This window comes from Paenibacillus sp. FW507-14B1B (genome assembly GCF_058781425.1).
Genome location: NZ_JBYSWS010000003.1, coordinates 250166 through 268184, shown reverse-complemented (window position 1 = coordinate 268184; position 18019 = coordinate 250166). Strand labels below are relative to the sequence as shown.

The 18019-nt window shown below is 44.1% G+C and carries 15 protein-coding genes; 12 read left to right on the top strand and 3 right to left on the bottom strand.

Going from position 1 to position 18019, the window contains the following annotated elements:
• Nucleotides 1-32 precede the first annotated feature (32 nt).
• The gene (locus tag AC3WJJ_RS16940; RefSeq protein WP_492542494.1) at nt 33-1553 is read right to left on the bottom strand and encodes an MDR family MFS transporter; all 1521 of its coding nucleotides are present in this window, start codon (nt 1551-1553) and stop codon (nt 33-35) included.
• Nucleotides 1554-1750: 197 nt separating this feature from the next.
• On the bottom strand, nt 1751-1999 hold the full coding sequence (locus AC3WJJ_RS16935; RefSeq protein ID WP_492542493.1) for a hypothetical protein: 249 nt from the start codon (nt 1997-1999) through the stop codon (nt 1751-1753).
• Between the two features lie 161 nt (nt 2000-2160).
• Here AC3WJJ_RS16935 and AC3WJJ_RS16930 point away from each other — a divergent pair, with 161 nt between their 5' ends.
• Both AC3WJJ_RS16930 and AC3WJJ_RS16925 read left to right on the top strand, forming a co-directional pair.
• Nucleotides 2161-3516, top strand: coding sequence for a lipase family protein (locus tag AC3WJJ_RS16930; protein ID WP_492542491.1), 1356 nt, complete (start codon nt 2161-2163; stop codon nt 3514-3516).
• A 34-nt stretch (nt 3517-3550) separates the two neighbouring features.
• On the top strand, nt 3551-3823 hold the full coding sequence (locus AC3WJJ_RS16925) for a hypothetical protein (protein WP_492542489.1): 273 nt from the start codon (nt 3551-3553) through the stop codon (nt 3821-3823).
• Nucleotides 3824-3978: 155 nt separating this feature from the next.
• On the opposite strand, the gene AC3WJJ_RS16920 is transcribed toward AC3WJJ_RS16925, so the two are convergent.
• On the bottom strand, nt 3979-6447 hold the full coding sequence (locus AC3WJJ_RS16920) for a UvrD-helicase domain-containing protein (protein WP_492542487.1): 2469 nt from the start codon (nt 6445-6447) through the stop codon (nt 3979-3981).
• A 120-nt stretch (nt 6448-6567) separates the two neighbouring features.
• Here AC3WJJ_RS16920 and AC3WJJ_RS16915 point away from each other — a divergent pair, with 120 nt between their 5' ends.
• The 10 genes from AC3WJJ_RS16915 (at nt 6568) to AC3WJJ_RS16870 (ending at nt 18018) form a co-directional block, all read left to right on the top strand.
• The gene (locus AC3WJJ_RS16915; RefSeq protein WP_492542485.1) at nt 6568-6735 is read left to right on the top strand and encodes a hypothetical protein; all 168 of its coding nucleotides are present in this window, start codon (nt 6568-6570) and stop codon (nt 6733-6735) included.
• 282 nt (nt 6736-7017) lie between these two features.
• Nucleotides 7018-8358 carry an ABC transporter substrate-binding protein gene (locus AC3WJJ_RS16910; protein ID WP_492542483.1) on the top strand — a complete coding sequence of 447 codons (1341 nt, stop codon included), beginning with the start codon at nt 7018-7020 and terminating at the stop codon, nt 8356-8358.
• A gap of 171 nt (nt 8359-8529) precedes the next feature.
• Nucleotides 8530-9231 carry a response regulator transcription factor gene (locus AC3WJJ_RS16905; protein WP_422659519.1) on the top strand — a complete coding sequence of 234 codons (702 nt, stop codon included), beginning with the start codon at nt 8530-8532 and terminating at the stop codon, nt 9229-9231.
• On the top strand, nt 9231-10628 hold the full coding sequence (locus AC3WJJ_RS16900; protein ID WP_492542481.1) for a sensor histidine kinase: 1398 nt from the start codon (nt 9231-9233) through the stop codon (nt 10626-10628). Before AC3WJJ_RS16905 ends, AC3WJJ_RS16900 begins: the two co-directional genes overlap by 1 nt.
• A gap of 24 nt (nt 10629-10652) precedes the next feature.
• Nucleotides 10653-11429, top strand: coding sequence for a hypothetical protein (locus tag AC3WJJ_RS16895; RefSeq protein ID WP_492542479.1), 777 nt, complete (start codon nt 10653-10655; stop codon nt 11427-11429).
• A 163-nt stretch (nt 11430-11592) separates the two neighbouring features.
• The gene (locus AC3WJJ_RS16890; protein WP_492542477.1) at nt 11593-12861 is read left to right on the top strand and encodes an alpha-L-fucosidase; all 1269 of its coding nucleotides are present in this window, start codon (nt 11593-11595) and stop codon (nt 12859-12861) included.
• The gene (locus tag AC3WJJ_RS16885) at nt 12848-13789 is read left to right on the top strand and encodes a metallophosphoesterase family protein (RefSeq protein WP_492542475.1); all 942 of its coding nucleotides are present in this window, start codon (nt 12848-12850) and stop codon (nt 13787-13789) included. Before AC3WJJ_RS16890 ends, AC3WJJ_RS16885 begins: the two co-directional genes overlap by 14 nt.
• A gap of 83 nt (nt 13790-13872) precedes the next feature.
• Nucleotides 13873-15264, top strand: coding sequence for an ABC transporter substrate-binding protein (locus AC3WJJ_RS16880; protein ID WP_492542473.1), 1392 nt, complete (start codon nt 13873-13875; stop codon nt 15262-15264).
• A 27-nt stretch (nt 15265-15291) separates the two neighbouring features.
• On the top strand, nt 15292-16677 hold the full coding sequence (locus AC3WJJ_RS16875) for an ABC transporter substrate-binding protein (RefSeq protein ID WP_492542471.1): 1386 nt from the start codon (nt 15292-15294) through the stop codon (nt 16675-16677).
• Between the two features lie 222 nt (nt 16678-16899).
• The gene (locus tag AC3WJJ_RS16870; protein ID WP_422659526.1) at nt 16900-18018 is read left to right on the top strand and encodes an ABC transporter ATP-binding protein; all 1119 of its coding nucleotides are present in this window, start codon (nt 16900-16902) and stop codon (nt 18016-18018) included.
• The last annotated feature ends 1 nt before the right edge of the window (nt 18019 follow it).

The following is an 18019-nucleotide window of genomic DNA, read 5'->3' as shown; positions in this document are numbered from 1 at the left end:
TTGATCGGCCTGATTTTATTTAGCTGATAGATTTAATGGTCTGCGGCTTGTTTAGGAGCTTTGGGCTTCACAACAACCCGCTCATTGCCCATCATCAAGACAAAGACAAAGGCAAGAACAGCGGGTACGAGTGCCCAAGTGAAAGCTTGTGCGATGGAGTCAGCCAAGGAAGATATGGCATGCTCGCGTATCGCAGGAGGCATCTGTTCAAGTGCCCCTGATGACATGACTGTATCTGGGTTAACAGCTACTCCTTCCGGTGCGTTCCCGCCTGCCATCCCAGTGACAAGCTTATCCGTAAACACATTACGCTGAATGATACCGAATATCGTGATACCAACAGTCATCCCGAGTGAACGCAGGAAGGAGTTGGTCGATGTAGCGGCACCCCTTTGACGGGCATCGAAGTTATGAATTGAAGCCATGCTAAGCACCGAGAAGGAGAAGCCCACCCCAAAGCCTGTTAGCACCATGAATAAGGTGAGCATCATTCTAGACGTCTCAGGTGACAGCGTGCTTAAACAAAAGATTCCGGCAACAAAACAGAGTGATGAGAAGATCATAATGTTGCGGAAAGTTGTTCTGGTTGTCAATATACCGCCGATCTGACTACCGAACACACTTCCGATCATCATAGGCATCAAGATGAGACCGGAATTCGTTGCTGTCCCTCCATATACACCAGAAACGAATATCGGGATATACACAGTAGCGACAATGAAGCCTGCACCATAGCAAAGAGCAATGATATTACTTGAGGCGAAGAGACGCTTCTGGAACATTTTAAATGAAATGATTGGCTCGGCTGCTTTGGTCTCTGTAATTAAGAATATGATCAGCAGGACAAGGAAGCCGGCGAACAAGCCAAGAATCTGTGGAGAATCCCATGCATAAGTGTTCCCGCCAAGTTCCAGACCGAACATGAGACAGATGATGGCACCGACAAGGGTTGCGGCACCCGTCCAGTCGATTTTTAGTTTGGCGTGAGACAAGGTCTCCTTATAAGAAGTCATGATGAAGATAAAGGATACGATCCCGATCGGTAGATTGACATAGAATACCCATTCCCAGCCGATGCTGTCTGTAATAAATGCACCAAGCATTGGACCGAGGATACTCGAAGTACCGAACACTGCACCGAGTAGACCGGTCATTTTGCCGCGCTTCTCAGGAGGGAATAAGTCGAACACAATGGTAAATGCGATAGGCATAAGCGCACCGCCACCGATTCCCTGAATTGCACGGAAGATAATGAGTTGTGTCATATTTCCGGCCATACCACATAGCATGGAACCGACGAGGAAGACGACGAGTCCAAAAATGAAAAAACGTTTGCGCCCGTACATATCAGATAACTTACCGAAAATCGGTGTACCTGCCATGACGGCAACCATGTAAGCTGAAGTAACCCAGACGATCTGATCAAATCCACCAAGGTCCTCTACAATGGTGTACATGGCCGTAGCCACGATGGTGTTATCCATGGCCGACATGAGAATCCCGAGGAGCAGTCCAGCTACCACGAGCTTGATGTTACTTTGTTTAGCGTTCATATAATGTTAACGGCTCCCTTTCTATGTATACTTTTATATAGATAGTTATTATATTTTAGCTGGATTGCCAAGCTTAAAGCAAGAAAAAACGTTAGAACCTCCACTTTATAGCAAAAAACCAGCCCCTGCGTCAAAGGACACAGAATAGCTGGCTTGGGGTCGGTCAAAGGTTCTTGTAATGAAATGTGAAATTCGGTCTATTTTTTGAGAGGTAAGCCTTCTGGCACACTTGCTGCCTCAATCGTAAAATCGTCATAATTTACAAGGATAAAGATCTCTTCCTTCTTCTGATCCTTAATATATCCATTGAGGCCAACCGTATGCGCGAGATCAGGCGGAGATATGGTATGCTTCGTAAACTCCACTTCAACCCCGTATTTCTCATCAAAATATTTGGCGGCAGCTTCCTCCGATAATTGAACCGTTTGTTCATCCTGGTCCGTCATTTGTTTACAGCCTCCTAAAAGTAGCAGGATTAATCCGACAAGCAGCAAATATGTGAATAATGACCTTTTTCCCATTTATTCTCCCTCGTGTATCCTAATGTTTACCAATAATATTATAATGTATAGAAGCGATTCCTTACTATGGTAAAAAGGGTGGAATTATGGGCGACAAATATATATCAGATAAATTATATAATAAAGCATCCCAGATCGCTTACAATGACGTGCCCCCAGGAAAGCTTACTGAAGATGGACTGGAAGGCTGGAGCGTGGTAGAGCCTGACGGAGCAAAGCTGCACCGTGCCTCTGGTTTTGATGCTATGGTGCTGCGTAACGATACGACAGATCAGGTCATTATCGCGTACCGGGGTACGGAAGCGGGCGGGATGAATATAGCAAAGGGAAAGGACATTTATACAGATGTTGTCGATGTCGTTGGTGGCAGACCGAAGGATCTGGAGAACAGCATGGATCATCCCTGGAAGACGCTTTGGAATGATGGGCCGTTTAAGCTTGCTGGCGATAAAATACAATACGAGAACAATCAGTTTCATCAAGCAGAGGAATTGTATGATGCAGTCAAAGATGCTTATCCGAATGCAGATATCTCATTGACCGGGCATTCCCTGGGTGGAGGACTGGCGCAGTATGTTGCGGCCCGTCAGGACCTGCCAGCGGTAACCTACAGCGCACCAAGCACACTGAATTCACTTTCAGATGAGCTGGCGGCAAAGGTTACGAATGGGGATTTTGACCATCAAATTATTAACTATGTCCACCCTAGCGATTCTGTCGGTGCTGGTGGTGTGGGGGAGTATGATCGTCACATCGGCTCGACTTATTATCTCGGGAGCGACTTTGATACAGCTAACGCAAAGTACAACCAAATCTTGAATATTCCGATTCCACTGCGTGGCAGCGTGTTAGGCGTGGGCTTGCCATATTATAATATGGAGATCGATACGGGGAAATATTACATCGGGGATATGCGGCGGTTCTATGATTCGGTTATCAACGGTGATACGAACTATCATTCACCTTCACAATATAAATTCGATGAGAATGGCAATTTGAGAGGACCACTTGTAGACCGGTTGACGGGAGAGACGGTGGACGGATCTCCACGAGCTGCAGCTTATGCTGCAGCAATGGAAGCAATGGCGAGATTAGTGCAAAGCGGTGGCAATGGGCTGAGAGCACTGCTAACAGGGGGATTAATAGGTGCTGCTGGAAGCGGAGGGGCACACGGCTTAATTCAGCTTACACCAGAAGAACTACTTGCAGCTGCTAAGCAGATGCGGCAGAGTGCAGAGGGATTTTCGAGTGAAAGCCGTAGTGCTGTTTATTTTATTGAAACGAATATTCACTCAAGTGAAAGTCGTTCTCTGACCCCTGTTGCTGAGAACACAAGCGCAAGTCTACGCGGTATTCAGCAGTGGTACGAAGCAGCTATGCTGGAGATCGCGGATTATATTGACCGGAAGGCGCAGGATTTCATTCTTGCCGATGAGTCATAGATGAAGAAGATGCAGGAGGGAGATGAATGGCATAATGAGCCGAATTTCGGTACAGGTTGATGATTTAAGAAGAGCCATCATGCAGTGTGAGCAGCTTAGGCAGCGACTGTTGCAGCAGGTCACTACGGTAAGAAGTATCCATGCCCGCCTGCAGGACTGGAGAGGGAAATCTGCAGAGGAGCTGAGCAGCAAGATGGAGCTTTTTATGCAGGGAGCTGCTGTGAAAATTCAGGAACTGGAGCAGCGTATCCGCGAGCTGGAGGCTTATATCAGCCGTATGCTCGAAGCAGACAGAAGTCTGAACTAGATACTCGATTATAAATACATAACAAAGAACCGCGCTTAGTCGTAAATCACAGCGCGGCTCTTTGCTATGGAACTTTTAATTAATATGATTGCATTGAGCATATCATTTTCCTTTATATTTCTGAAGATGATGCTAAAGGTTTTTCAAAGGGTCTTTTAGCGCCGGCCTGCTGGAACAGGAGCTTCTTTTGTGCCCGGCTTCATAGGTGATCCGCACAGTGGACATGCCTTATGTCGGTTAGCTCTATTCGAGCCTGAATCCATCCGCTGCCAACCCCGGCAACCCGAACCGGTGCAGAGCCAAGCCTGTACAGATTCGGTGCGTCTAGGCTTATCGTCGACTGCTTTAAGGGAGGGACTAGGCTTAACCGGCACACGAATGCTCTCCTGATGGGAGTGGAAGTCGGATTGTCCGTTAGCACGGCGGCTAAATTTGTTTCCAGTGGTAGAATCTCCGCGTCTGAATGAAGACGATCCACTTGCAGTGCTAGTGCTGCCTGCTCGTTTCCAATCACCACCGGAACTATTCGTACCACCTCGGCGTTCTTTCTTCGCTGGTTCCGCACTTGGAATGTGGAATACGCTCTGAAGGAAACGGGACACCTCCACTTTCCGTCCACGATAATAAGCGGGTGAGCTAATGATCAGTTCATCTCTAGCCCTTGTAACGGCAACATAAGCCAGACGACGTTCCTCTTCCAGTGCAGCTCCTCCCTTGTCCTGCTTGGACGTTAGCGGATGGTTATCATCCCTATGCTCAGCTTCCAGTGATGACGTATGCGGAAGAATACCTTCTGAAGCGCCAATCAAACATACAGAGGGGAACTCTAGCCCCTTCGCTTTATGGATCGTCATTAGTTTCACGGCATCGGCGGTGTCGTCTTTTTTACGGATAGCCATTTCTTTATGAATCGCGATGAGGCGATCCACGAAGTCGATGAATGCACCCACATCTTTGAAACGCTTGGCCGAGGACTCCAGTTCATCGAGTCCTTCCTGAATGAACTCTTTATGCATCGTTAAGTCCTGTGCTCCATCAGCTTCGAGGTACTTATCGTAGAAGCGGAGCCTGATTTCGCGGACTGCATCTGCAGGTTCCATGGCTTTCAAGGCTTTGATCAACTTGGATCTCTCCCGAATTTGCTCGATCTGAAAATCTTTAAGACCCGGGTAAGAGATCAGGTGGGCAAGGGGACCTTTCTTGGGACGTGGGGCATCCATTTCACGAATGAAGGCAATACCCTTTTCTCGATTGATATACAAGGTGTTTAAGATTCCTTCCATTGCCTTGAAGTCACGCCGATTAAGGGAGAGGCGTAAATAATCGATTACTGGCTTGACCATCCACTGCTCGTAGAACAGATCACCTTGCTCGAAGTGAATAAACGGAATCTCCTTCATGACAAGCTGTTCGAATACAGCTCGGCTGTTGTTCGATGTACGGTACAGAATGGCATAATCGCTGTAAAGCTTTTTGCAGCTGCTTACTTCTTCAGAGATATGCTTCAGAAGCAATTCCGCTTCTTCATCGGGATCTCCAGGACGAATATATAAAGGAACACTTTCGCTCTTACGTGTGGATTGGAGCTTCTTTGTTCGTCTGCGCTTGTTCTCTCTAATGATCTCGTTACCCAGTCCAACGATGCTTGAGAAGGAGCGATAATTCACGTCTAGTGTGACGACCTTGGCGCCGGGAAATGTCTGATCGAATTCTAGAATAAATTCATTACGTGCACCGTTAAAGCTGTAAATCGTCTGGTCATCGTCCCCAACAACCATGAGGTTGGCATGAGGTTTAACCATCATTTTCAGTAGCTCGTAAGGGAGAAGACCGGTATCTTGGAACTCATCAACCATGACATAACGATAGCGTCGTTGTAAGGAAGCGAGTAGACCTGAGTCAGAACTCAGCAGACGGAAGGACAGGACGAGAATATCGTCAAAATCCATCTGTCCGTTCTCTTCCTTCCATGTTTCGTATCTGGCGAAAATTTGTCTTTGCTCGACTTCTGCTGGCGTGTTTGCCGGCAGTTCATCAAGACCGATCATATTCATTCGGTAGGCGGACCAGAGAGATAGAAGCGTTTCTGCTTCATATCCATCTTGGAGTCCCATTTCCCGAAGTATTCGCTTAATAATAATCTGCTGGTGTCTTGAATTGCTCAGGATTTCTTGCCGGAATCCACGGGTTCGTAGCAAGTATAGAAAAAAGGAATGGAAAGTCCTAGCGGTTACTTTCGCCGTTTCTCTAGGATCAAGCCCTGGAAGGCTCATAATTCGCTCCTTCATCTCAGCGGCAGCCTTCGAGGAGAAGGTTACAAGCAGGATGGAGGAGGGAGCTACCCTCCCACAGGCCATTAGATAACCAGTTCTACTAACTAGGACAGATGTTTTGCCAGAACCGGCACCGGCTAAAGTTAATAGAGGTCCGTCTTGATGTCGTACTGCCTCGATTTGTGCTCTATTCAGATATAATCCTTGCTCTTCCAGTCCGCGGAAAAAGGCAGCATCTGCAGCTTGATTGCTGACCAGCTCAAGACTGCTGTGGGAAGAGGCAAGGTTCGCGAAAGGAAGGTCCTTCCGTTCACTTCCAAGTGGGCGTTTATAAAAAGGTATGGATGTCATTTAACTCACCAATCATGAATGATATAATAATGCCTACTCAGTTTACCGGATTACCGGCATCGTGGCAAAGGAAATGCTCTCCCTCATATCGGGAAATCTGAAGAATGGAGGGACAAACAAGTGAATGTACTCATTGTCATTCTGCTGCTCGTTATCATCGGTTTGTTACTGCATATCAATAGTAAATTACCTTCGAACAGGCCGAAGGATAATGTTGCGGAAGCGATGGAAAGGGATAGGAAAGCGCGCGAGGAGCGCATGGCACGTAAGAAGAGAACATTGGATTAGAACTGATTATACTTTAATAACTAATCAAATGAATAAGTTATATTCATATGGAGGTTTCTGTGTACAGAGACCTCCTTTTTTATGGAGATAAACAAAAAAATTCACACGAAACACACATGAAGCTCACTGGATATTCACACCAAAATATAAATTATTTGATACATTATATCTAATTAATTCATTTGAATGAGCAAAAGGAGGAGTCTGTACGCTAGTTAAGTATATTCAATCTTCAGTAGGATCAAGTGTAAGGGCTTACAAATGAAAAGAGGGGGCACATTTATGAGAAACTTTAGAAAGACTCGGTTTATGTTACTTATTTCTACGTTCCTTGTTTCACTTTTACTCTCTGCATGCGGAAGTTCAAATGGTAATGAAGTAGGATCAGGATCAGATGAGAAGCCAACCGATGAAGGAACCACCCCTTCCACTGAACAAGTAACGATTAAATTCATGACACCATGGGGCGAGAATGAAGTGAAGTCTCGACTTGCAGATGCGTTAGAGGCGAAATATCCGAATATTAAAATTGAACATATCGGTGCATTCGCATCGGCTGAGAAGATCCAGGAAGCGAATGCTGCCAATAACTCGCCGGACATCATGCTCGTAACAGACCCGTTCGTGACATTACATGATTTGGAAATGACGTATCCACTAGATACTCTAATCGCGGAAAGCAATCTGGATCTGACCAAATTCCGTGATGGTGCAATAGACGCTGTTCGACTGCGTGATCCCGAACAGCAAGGCCGGTTACTCGGTTTACCTTTTGAAGACGTCATCGTAAATTTATATTATAACAAAGATATTTTTGATAATTTGGGTGTTGAATACCCAAGTGAAACCCCAACATGGGAAGAAGTGCTCGATAAAGCTGCAAAGATTGCAGGAAAGCATGGTGACGGAAAGTATGTAGGGTTGGCTACGAACGGGCTATCGCAGTCTATGCTTCAGTTATCTACGCCAGGTACGAATCCTGAAACTGGAGAGATCATGTTCGATAAGGACCCTGCTTTCGCAAAATATTTTAGTCTAATCCAGCGCGTTGTTAGTATCCCAGATAATGTTCCAGCAGAAGAAGAGAAAGAGAACTTTGGCTTCGATAAAGGTAATGTGGGAATGGTCTTATCTTTTGTTAACGCCGCTGCATTGTACGCTAATACGGAGGGCTTGAACTTTGGTATGTCTGCATACCCAAGCTGGAGTGATCTTCCGGGCGTATTGCCGAACAATATTCCGCTAACATTAGCCATTAATCCGAACAGTGAACATATTAAAGAGGCATTCCAAGTGTTAGAGTTTGCCGTTTCTGACGAGAACCAGATGAATCTAGCGATCGGTGGAGCCCCACCGGTTATTAAAGATCCAGAAGTGCGTCAATACTTAGCAGGTAAAGACTTTGTAGGGGTGTATAATATTGATGCTGCCTATAAAGGAGAACCAGCAAAACCAGTATTCTCACCGTTTGGCCCTGATATTTTCTACTATGAAGCGAATATCATTAGTGATAAAACTGCAGAGTTTGTTAAGCTGAGAGGTAAGGAAGATGTGAATACATTCCTGCGTAAAATGACGGAGGAGTACGCTGCAATCTTAAAGGAAAAAGAAAGCAAGAAGTAATACGGAAATCAATGAATGAATATACCAATTGATGATAAATAGAGAGAAGCAAGCTTGTCTTTGACAGGCTTGCTTCTTTTTATGCATTCTCCCTGTTTGCGGTGAGGCTGTTAGATGATAGAATAAATGGATATTGAATATACTAAATTATGGGAGGGGAGGGAAAATACCATGAACATTCTAATCGTTGAGGATGATGAATCGATATGTAACATATTACAATCATACTTAATGAATGAAGGTTGGACGGTATACACCTCAGAAGATGGTAATGATGCTCTGCAAAAAATTCATAACTTTAAAATTGATTTGTTGATTCTGGATTTGATGATTCATGGCATACCGGGGGAAGAAGTGTGCCGAAAAGTGAGGCAATCTTCAAGCATGCCGATCATTATGATTACATCCAAAGCTCGTGAAATCGATACGATCAATGGTCTTAATCTAGGTGCGGATGACTATATTACGAAGCCATTCCGGATGAAGGAAGTCATCGCTCGAATTCGTGCGCTGGAGCGAAGAATGAATATGCTCTCTGTTAATAGTCGAACGGTGATGCGATTTAATAAAGGGCGACTGGTAATCAATTTTGAATCCAAAGAAGTTTATCTGAATGGAAAGCTCGTAAACTTAACGGTTACTGAATTTAAGCTGCTCAGCGTCTTGCTCAAAAGCCCTAATAAACTGTATAGCAGGCAAGATTTATCTTATGAAGTTCAAGGCTATCGTGATATCGGAGATGGAAGAACAACAGATACCCACATTAAGAATATTCGCAAAAAAATTGAAGAGGATCATAAAAATCCAGTCTATATTGTAACTAAAATTGGTGCAGGGTATAAATTTACATTTCATCCGGATGAGGACTACTAATGGGCTTGAAGCATAGATTTCGACAGACGCATTATGTTCTTTTTATTACCTTTGTTGGGACGTTCGTGATCTTCATCTCGGTGGCCTATTTCTTATTCAAATTCACCACTGATCGTTCATTAGAAAACTATAAGATGACATTCGCCAAGGATCAAACACAGAAGATTGCTTTTGCATTACGTACGAATCTTGAACCGGGTGGCCTAACAAGCGAGATGATAGAGTGGTTGAAGCAGGTAGTCAGTGTGTACTCCATGGACGTGCGCTATTATGATGCTGACCATAAAACCATTTTGTATGATTCATGGCCTGAGGGTAAGAAACTCGAGAGGCCTTACACAGCGAGCAGTCCGGTTTATATCGATGGTCGGCTTATAGGGGTTCTGGATGCTACGGTTGATCTTAATGACGATTATAATACACCAACATTGTCACTCTTCTCGTCTACGACATGGAAAGGTAGCGGTGCTGCTGCCATTATTCTACTCTGTTTAGCCGCTTTTATTTGCTATTCTCTGTCCAAGAGATTATCAAAGCCGCTTCGAGTAAGCAGCCTTCAGGCAAAGCGAATTGCCGGAGGACATAGGGAGACTTTAATACCGGAGACCGGTACAGAAGAGTTAAGACGACTCATTGTTTCTATGAATAAGCTTGTAAAAGATTTGAATGGGCAAGAACACTGGCGTGAGCAATCGATGCAAGACTTAACACATGAGCTGCGCACACCACTAACTTCGATGTTATCTAGAATGGAAGCGCTTATCGACGGTATTTATCCAGCGAACGAAGAAAATTTGAATCGTATTTATGCTGAGATTGATCGGCTATGCCGTCTGGTAGATGATGTAGAGAAGTTATCAGAAGCAGAAGGGGCTAAATTCCAGCTAGATATTGAATTTATCGATATACGTAATCTAGTTAAGGACGTCTATGAGAACTTAATCTTTCTAGCGAAAGCCAAAGATATTACTTTTAATTTACATACGGTTTACATACCTTGTCCTGTTGAAGTAGATTCGGACCGTTTTGTCCAGATCATGACGAATATTATTTCTAATGCAATCAAATACACGCCGGTTGGAGGGACGATTGATATAGGGGTAACGATCGACTATAAGGATATGATCACCATTTATTGTAGAGATAATGGAATCGGAATTTCGGAGCAGGACTTACCATTAATCTTTAACCGCTTTTATCGGGCGGATAAGGCCCGTTCAAGAGATACAGGTGGTATTGGAGTTGGATTAAGTATAGCGAAAGCACTTATCGAGGCTCATGGGGGCACCATTCATGCTGAAAGTAAACTTGGTCATGGTTCGATGTTTCGAATTGATATTCCAGAAGCGCGCCTACCAAAAAATGAAATGATGGTAAGCCAGTATTCTAATTACTAGTTGTGACGGAGGTTTTACTTCATAATGAAAAAAATATTCCGCTTGCTATTCAAAAATCCATTACTCCTTATTTATCCGATTGTTTTGGATGCGCTATCATTCGCTATTGGACTTATGATTATCGGATTTATTGGCGCCCCTTCCACATCCATGCGTCTCATTCTGGAGATGGGAATTCCGTCCGTCAGTTATGTGAGTAATATACCGCAGTTTGTTAATCAAATGCAGTTCATGGGGGATACGGTATCGGTAAGAGCATGGATTCCTGTGCTAATTATGCTACTACTGATGGCTTTTGCTCAAGGGGGATATATAGCCTCTGTGCGTAATGTTGTGGAGGGCAGTCCCATTTCAATTGGTCAATTTATGAAAGATGGTAAGAGAAACTGGGTACGCTTTATCTTCTTGTTCATGATCATAACCGCTGCCAAAACCGCAATGACGACAATGCTAGCAGCATTTTTAGGCTTTATTGGTTTGTTTCTTTCTCTTGTTGTATTTGTGATTCTTCGAATCCTCTTTATTTATGTAGAAAACTGTATTGTGGTAGATCAATTGAATGTTGATGCAGCTTTTCGTCAGAGTAGACGTTATTTTAAAGCATCGAGCTTTAATACCACAGGTATTGTTATTGCGATGATGGTCAGCTCGGCGATCATTAGCTTGGTCATTCACCGTTTGTGGAGTCCGGCAGCTATTATTGTTGCGATTCCGATTTGTGCAGTAGTTCTGAGTGCAATCCAAATTGCATTTATGCAGCAGATGTGTCAGGTCAAGCGGTTGCATGGGAGTATGGAATAAAGAGAACTACATATTAACATCATTAACTCTATTAACAAGCAGTAAGGACATGCATCCTTACTGCTTGTTTGCGATGTAGATCATCACATGAAATACGCAGGATCTTCACACCAGCTTCACAACAGAATTGTTACGATAAGAAAAATTGAGAGGGGGGCTCTATGTGATAACCAATTCAATGATTAAACCAACCCTTAGACAAACAGAGTATCAGGGCTGGGAATTCGGGCTGTTCTTGCATTTTGGTCTACGTACATTTTATGAGGGGTATGTTGATTTTGATAAACGAGCAATGTCAACTTCAGAATTCAACCCCGTTCAGCTAGATTGTGAGCAGTGGATTCGAACAGCCAAAGAAGCAGGGATGGAGTACGCTGTCTTAACAGCTAAACATCATGATGGTTTCTCTAATTGGCCATCGAAGTACAGTTCGTTCACTGTGGCACAATCACCATGGAAAGAAGGAGCAGGAGATGTTGTTCAGGAGTTCGTTGATGCTTGCCGCAAGTACGATGTAAGACCAGGTTTGTATTATTCTCCATTCGATGGCTCAGCAGATTTCTATAACCAGGATGCCAAAGCTTATGATGATTACTTCGTGAATCAGATTACAGAGCTGCTTGGGGACTATGGGGATATTGATATATTGTGGTTTGATGGATGTGGATCTGAGGATCATGAATATGACTGGCCAAGAATTATCGGAGAAATCCGCCGATTGCAGCCGAATATATTGATCTTTAATATGGGCGATCCAGATTTCAGGTGGGTAGGCAATGAAGATGGGGTGGCACCTATTCCTTGTTGGAATGTAACCGATGCAACCGAGTTCTCAATATTAACAGAGCAGAAGGATGCATTAGGTGAACAGATATGGTTACCTGCAGAATGTGATGTTCAGATGCGGGCGAATTGGTTCTATAGCGATAGTGACGAGCACACCGTCAAGAGTCTGGATGAACTGATGGGTCTGTATTATTCCTCGGTAGGCCGAGGTGCGAACCTGTTATTAAATATTGGACCGGATCGAGAAGGCCTATTACCAGCAAAAGATACAGCTCAGCTGCAAGCGATGGGTAAGGAGATCTGCAGAAGATTCAACAATCCGATCGCAACCATTGAGCAGTGTTCACCGAATAATACAGGATGGTCTTATGTGGCTGAGAAACCGCATTTAATCGATCATATCGTCCTTCAAGAGGATTTAACGAACGGAGAGCATGTTCGCAGCTTCCGAATTCATGTTACGACTGCCAAAACAGCACGGTCCATTACAGTGTACGAAGGTAGGAACATTGGCCATAAAGCGATTATCCGTATTCCCGTGATAAAAGCTCGGGGTGTACAGTTAGAAATAATTGATAGTGAAGGTGTGCCTTCTATCCGTGAGATGGGGATCTATTATGTGGGGGAAACCTATGCTTCCGAATAAACAATTGAGGTTCAATAAGGATGGCTTTTTCAAAATTGTACAGTTCACCGATACCGAATACTTAGATGATGATCACGGATTTAATGAGAAGACCGGGAAGATGATGCGGGATGTCATTCGTGCTGAACAACCTGATCTGATTGTGTTCACCGGTGATGTTATTGGGAGTTTACGTTGTGTAGATCCAGAGCAGACTTTTCGAGATGTGGTGTCCGTAGCGGAACAATTCAAGATTCCATGGGCAGCTGTTTTTGGCAACCATGATTCTGAGGCAGGCATAACACGGAATCAATTAATGGATGTTCAATTAAGCCACGAGTATTGTGTTGCGAAGCCGATAGAAGAGACTCTTAGCGGTTCAGGCAACTTTGTCTTGAAGGTGATGAGCCGTGAAGAGAAGGCTAGCGCAGCACTTTATTTTATGGATAGTGGCAGTTATTCAACGCTTGGGCATGTGGGTGGATATGAGTGGATCCATCATGACCAGATTGAATGGTATGTCACACAATCAAAGAAATGTACTGAGAATAATGAGGGGGTATCGCTTCCGTCTCTGGCTTTCTTTCACATTCCCCTTCCGGAATATGATGAGGTCTGGGACACGAAAATCTGTTACGGGGAAAAACGTGAAGGGGTTACCGCTCCGCGTGTGAACAGCGGCCTTTTTACGGCGATGCTTGAGATGGGAGATGTGATGGGTACTTTCGTTGGACACGACCATGGGAATGATTATTTTGGTGATCTGCACGGGATAAAGCTTTGTTATGGCAGGTCTTCAAGTTATATCTTGTGGGGCAAGGAGATTCCAACAGGAGCGAGAGTCATTCAATTACAAGAGGGGGTTAGATCGTTCGATACCTGGCTTCATCTTAGTGATGGAACCGTCATATCAGAACAACCAGAGCATCAACCTGTAGGTAAGAGTTAGGTGGTAGTGTTCTTCTCATCCTGGTTGTGGATGGGGGGAGCAATACTCCATGATCCATTATTTCAAGTGAGGGGGAATTAATTGTGCTGAAAAACAGAAAAATTTGGAACGTGTTCATGATTATATGTCTTATGTTCACCATATTTGTAACCGCTTGCAGTAGTTCGGATAATACCGCCAATGAACCGGAGAGTACGCCTGAAGTTACGGATAATAGTACAGATACAGGCACAGATACAGAGGAAGGCACCGAAGAGGAGCCGGTTGTACCTACCAAAGAATTTAGCAATGAGCCCGTAACATTAAAAATAGCAACGCCTTGGGGTATCGACTATTTCACACCGAGAATGATTGACCCGATTCAAGAGAAATTTCCCCATATAACGGTTGAGCATGTGGATTGGAATGGAACGGCAGAGAATATGCAGGAATTAAGTGCGCAAGGTGTTGTTCCGGATATCGTATTAGGTTACACCGGTCAGGCGCCATTTGAAGAACTTGAGATGGTCTTCGGTCTGGATGAAATGATTCAGGAGTACGGTGTTGATCTAAGCGGTGTGAACCCTCAGATTCTTCAGGAATTACGTTCCCGTGATAAGGAAGGACGCTTAATTGGTCTTCCAGATGCCGGGGATGTGCTCGCACTGTACTACAACAAAGAAATTTTTGATCTACTAGGTGTTAATTATCCATCTGAGAACATGACGTGGGATGAGCTTATTGACCTAGCAAAGCAGTTGACCGTCAAGAAAGATGGTGTTCAGTACAGTGGTCTTGATTTAGGAGCTATGCCAACAGCATTATTCAATCAATTATCGATGAATTATACAGATCCAGAAACGGGTGAAGTGTTATTCGATAAAGATCCTAAATTTGCAAAGATGATGGAAGTGCTTAAGAAATATTACAGTATACCAAACATCTATAATCCAGAAGAAGAGAATAAGTTTGAAGGCAAAACAGCTGCAATGGTTGTGAATTGGCACGGATTCCTAACTTGGTTTGGTGGAGCTGTGGAAGAGAGAGTTGAATATGAGAAAAGTATGGATATACTTCCCGTTCCGTCGTTTGCAGATAGCCCGGGGTTAGCTCCTAAACCAGGCGCTCATCCTTGGATCATCAATGATTTCAGTGAACAGAAAGAAGCAGCGCTACAGGTATTAACATACGTAATCTCTCCTGAATACCAGATCCAATATCGGATGAGGATGGGTACTCCTTCCGTATCCTTAAGCCAAGAGGACGGGGCATTGTTCGGTGCAGACGATCCAACCTATACCGATAAAAATGTGACTGCGATGTTCCAGAATACATTTGCAGAACCGCCAGCACGTAAAAGTCCTTGGGATCGACATGTTGCGATCGGTGAAGCTCTTAAGAAGTTCGCGACTACGGATTTGAACGTAGCTGAATTCACGCGTGTGTTGAAGGAAGAATCCGAAATTAAGATTAAGGAAGAGCAGTCCAAAAAATAAATTTTGGATGTACAGGGGGAGCGTTATATGAAGCTGAACCGCGCATTAGTCCTACTGTTCGTGTTTATTTTGTCCATATCGATGTTGCTATCAGGGTGCAGTACAGATGATAGTGGCAAGCAAGAAGACACAGCAGATTCGGTGTCCGTGGATACGCCGTCTACGGATACACCCTCCACAGATGCGAAAACGGAAGATGAGCAGACCGTATCAACAGATGAGGTTACAACGATCAAGATTTTGTATCCATGGGGTCAAGATGCGTTCGATAAGCTTTTTAAGGACATTGATGAGAAGCTCCCTAATATTACGATTGAATTAGTTGACTCCCAGGCACAGTTAGAGCCATTGCAAGAGCTGAATGCCAAGCAAATCGTTCCGGATGTTATGTATGCGAATTGGGGAATCGATGCGCTGCAGGAGCTGGATATGATTGAGCCGCTTGACGAGTTGATTGAGAAACATCAATTTGATCTGAGTGGTATAGATCCTTCCATCATAGCTTACTGGCGTTTAGTGGACTCCGAGGGCAGGTTACTAGGAATGCCAACAGCGAGTGACAACTACGCGATGTATTACAACAAAGAGGTATTTGATCTGTTCGGAGTACCTTATCCAACAGGCGATCTGACATGGGATGATATGGTTGATCTCGCGAAGAAATTGACAGGAGAGCGTGATGGTATTCAGTATCATGGACTTGAGATGGGTCCTGGATTTGCTGGAACCGAAGCCACTGTACCTTTAAAGCAATTAAATGTGAATCTAACAGACCCAGAGACAGGCGAAGTGCTGATCACAAAAGAACCAGCAGTGACGAAATACCTTGAGTTGATGAAGAAGTTCTACAGTATTCCTGGCATTTACAGTAGTGATCCTGAAGTGAGGAAAGATTACTCTTTTCAAAATAAAAATGTCGCGATGATTGTGTCTTGGCCAGGTTACATCAAATGGGGCGTTGGAGATCCGGAAGTGACGAAGAATTTTCATAACGTACCTGTACCGGTATGGCCGGAATTACCGAATATCGCACCACCTTCATTCTCCCATCCTTTCATTATTAATAAGTACAGTGAGCATAAGGATGAGGCTTTTAAAGTGCTCGCAGAGTATGTATCCCCAGAGCATCAGACGAAGTTAGCTCGAATTGGGGACCGCCCTGTACTAACTGATCGGAAGGTATACGAAGAGTTTGGTGCTGAGCTTGATGTATACGACGGCAAGGATATTAATGCATACTTCTCGCGTGAGCCGGCTGTTCCCAAAACGATCAGCAAATGGGATAAATATGTCGATCTTTCAGGAAGTCTTATGAAATTCTCGGAGTCAGATATGAACATTCCAGAGTTTCTAAGGGTGTTGCAGGAAGAGTCTGAGGCGAAGATCAAGGATGCCATGGCCAAAGGTCAATAGCGTATTTGTACTTAAAGAATGAAGCTGAACAAAGAGCAAGTTTGTCTACCCAGGACAGACTTGCTCTATCTATAATGGCCTTTGTCGAATGGTAGGGGATAAGACAATATTCACACGAAACACACATCATCCTCACACTACCCCCACATAAAGGTTGATAAGATACAAATTAAGGTAAAATGCTTGGGAAAATGGCGGGATCATGCAAAGGAGGAAATTCCAGTGTCGAGGATTATATTTAATCATGTGCACAAGCGTTACGGAAAATATAAAGAATATGCGGTGAAGGACTTCAACCTCGAAGTAGAGGATGAAGAATTTCTTGTCTTTGTAGGTTCTTCAGGTTGTGGAAAGTCAACAACCCTACGTATGCTCGCGGGATTAGAGGATATTTCAGAAGGCGAAATTTACATTGGCGATACAATTGTGAATGATATGCCTCCTAAAGATCGAGATATATCGATGGTCTTCCAAAACTATGCGCTATACCCGAATATGTCTGTCTACGAAAATATTGCCTTTGGTTTACAAATGAGAAAGCTTCCGAAGCATGAAATTGAGTCATCGGTGAAACGGGCTGCCCGTGTACTCGAAATTGAGAATTTCTTGGACCGTAAGCCAAGAGAGCTATCTGGTGGTCAGCGTCAGCGGGTTGCACTGGGCCGGGCGATCGTTCGTACACCACAAGCCTTCCTTATGGATGAGCCACTCTCCAACCTCGATGCTAAGCTGCGTGTGCAAATGCGTTCCGAGATTATTCGTCTTCACAAAAAGATTGGTGTCACGACGATTTATGTTACCCATGATCAGATCGAAGCGATGACAATGGGTGATCGAATTGTGGTCATGGAGAAAGGTATTGTTCAGCAGGTCGATACGCCGGAGGTCATTTATAATGAACCGGCCAATTTATTCGTAGCTAACTTTATAGGGAATCCTCCGATGAATTTTGTGAACGGTAAGATCGAAGAGCGTGATGGATTCCTTGAATTCCATACGAAACGGTTCGGTCTCAGGCTGACAGAGAAGCAAGCACACACGATCAGACAACTGAATCTTGTTGACCGTGGAATCATTATTGGCATGCGTCCTGAGAACATTAGTTTCGAAGAGATTATGTTGGAAGCGTATCCAAAATCAATTATTAACGGAACGATGGAACTCAGTGAGTTTGTTGGGTCGGACCGTTATTACCATATGAATATTGGACTTGAGAAATATTTAGTTGCTCGTGCACACCCACGCTATCACTTTGATGATGGAATGAGAACGGCTGTGGCTGTGGATATGAATAAGGCATTATTTTTCCATAAAGATACAGGGATTCTATTAACAAAGTGAG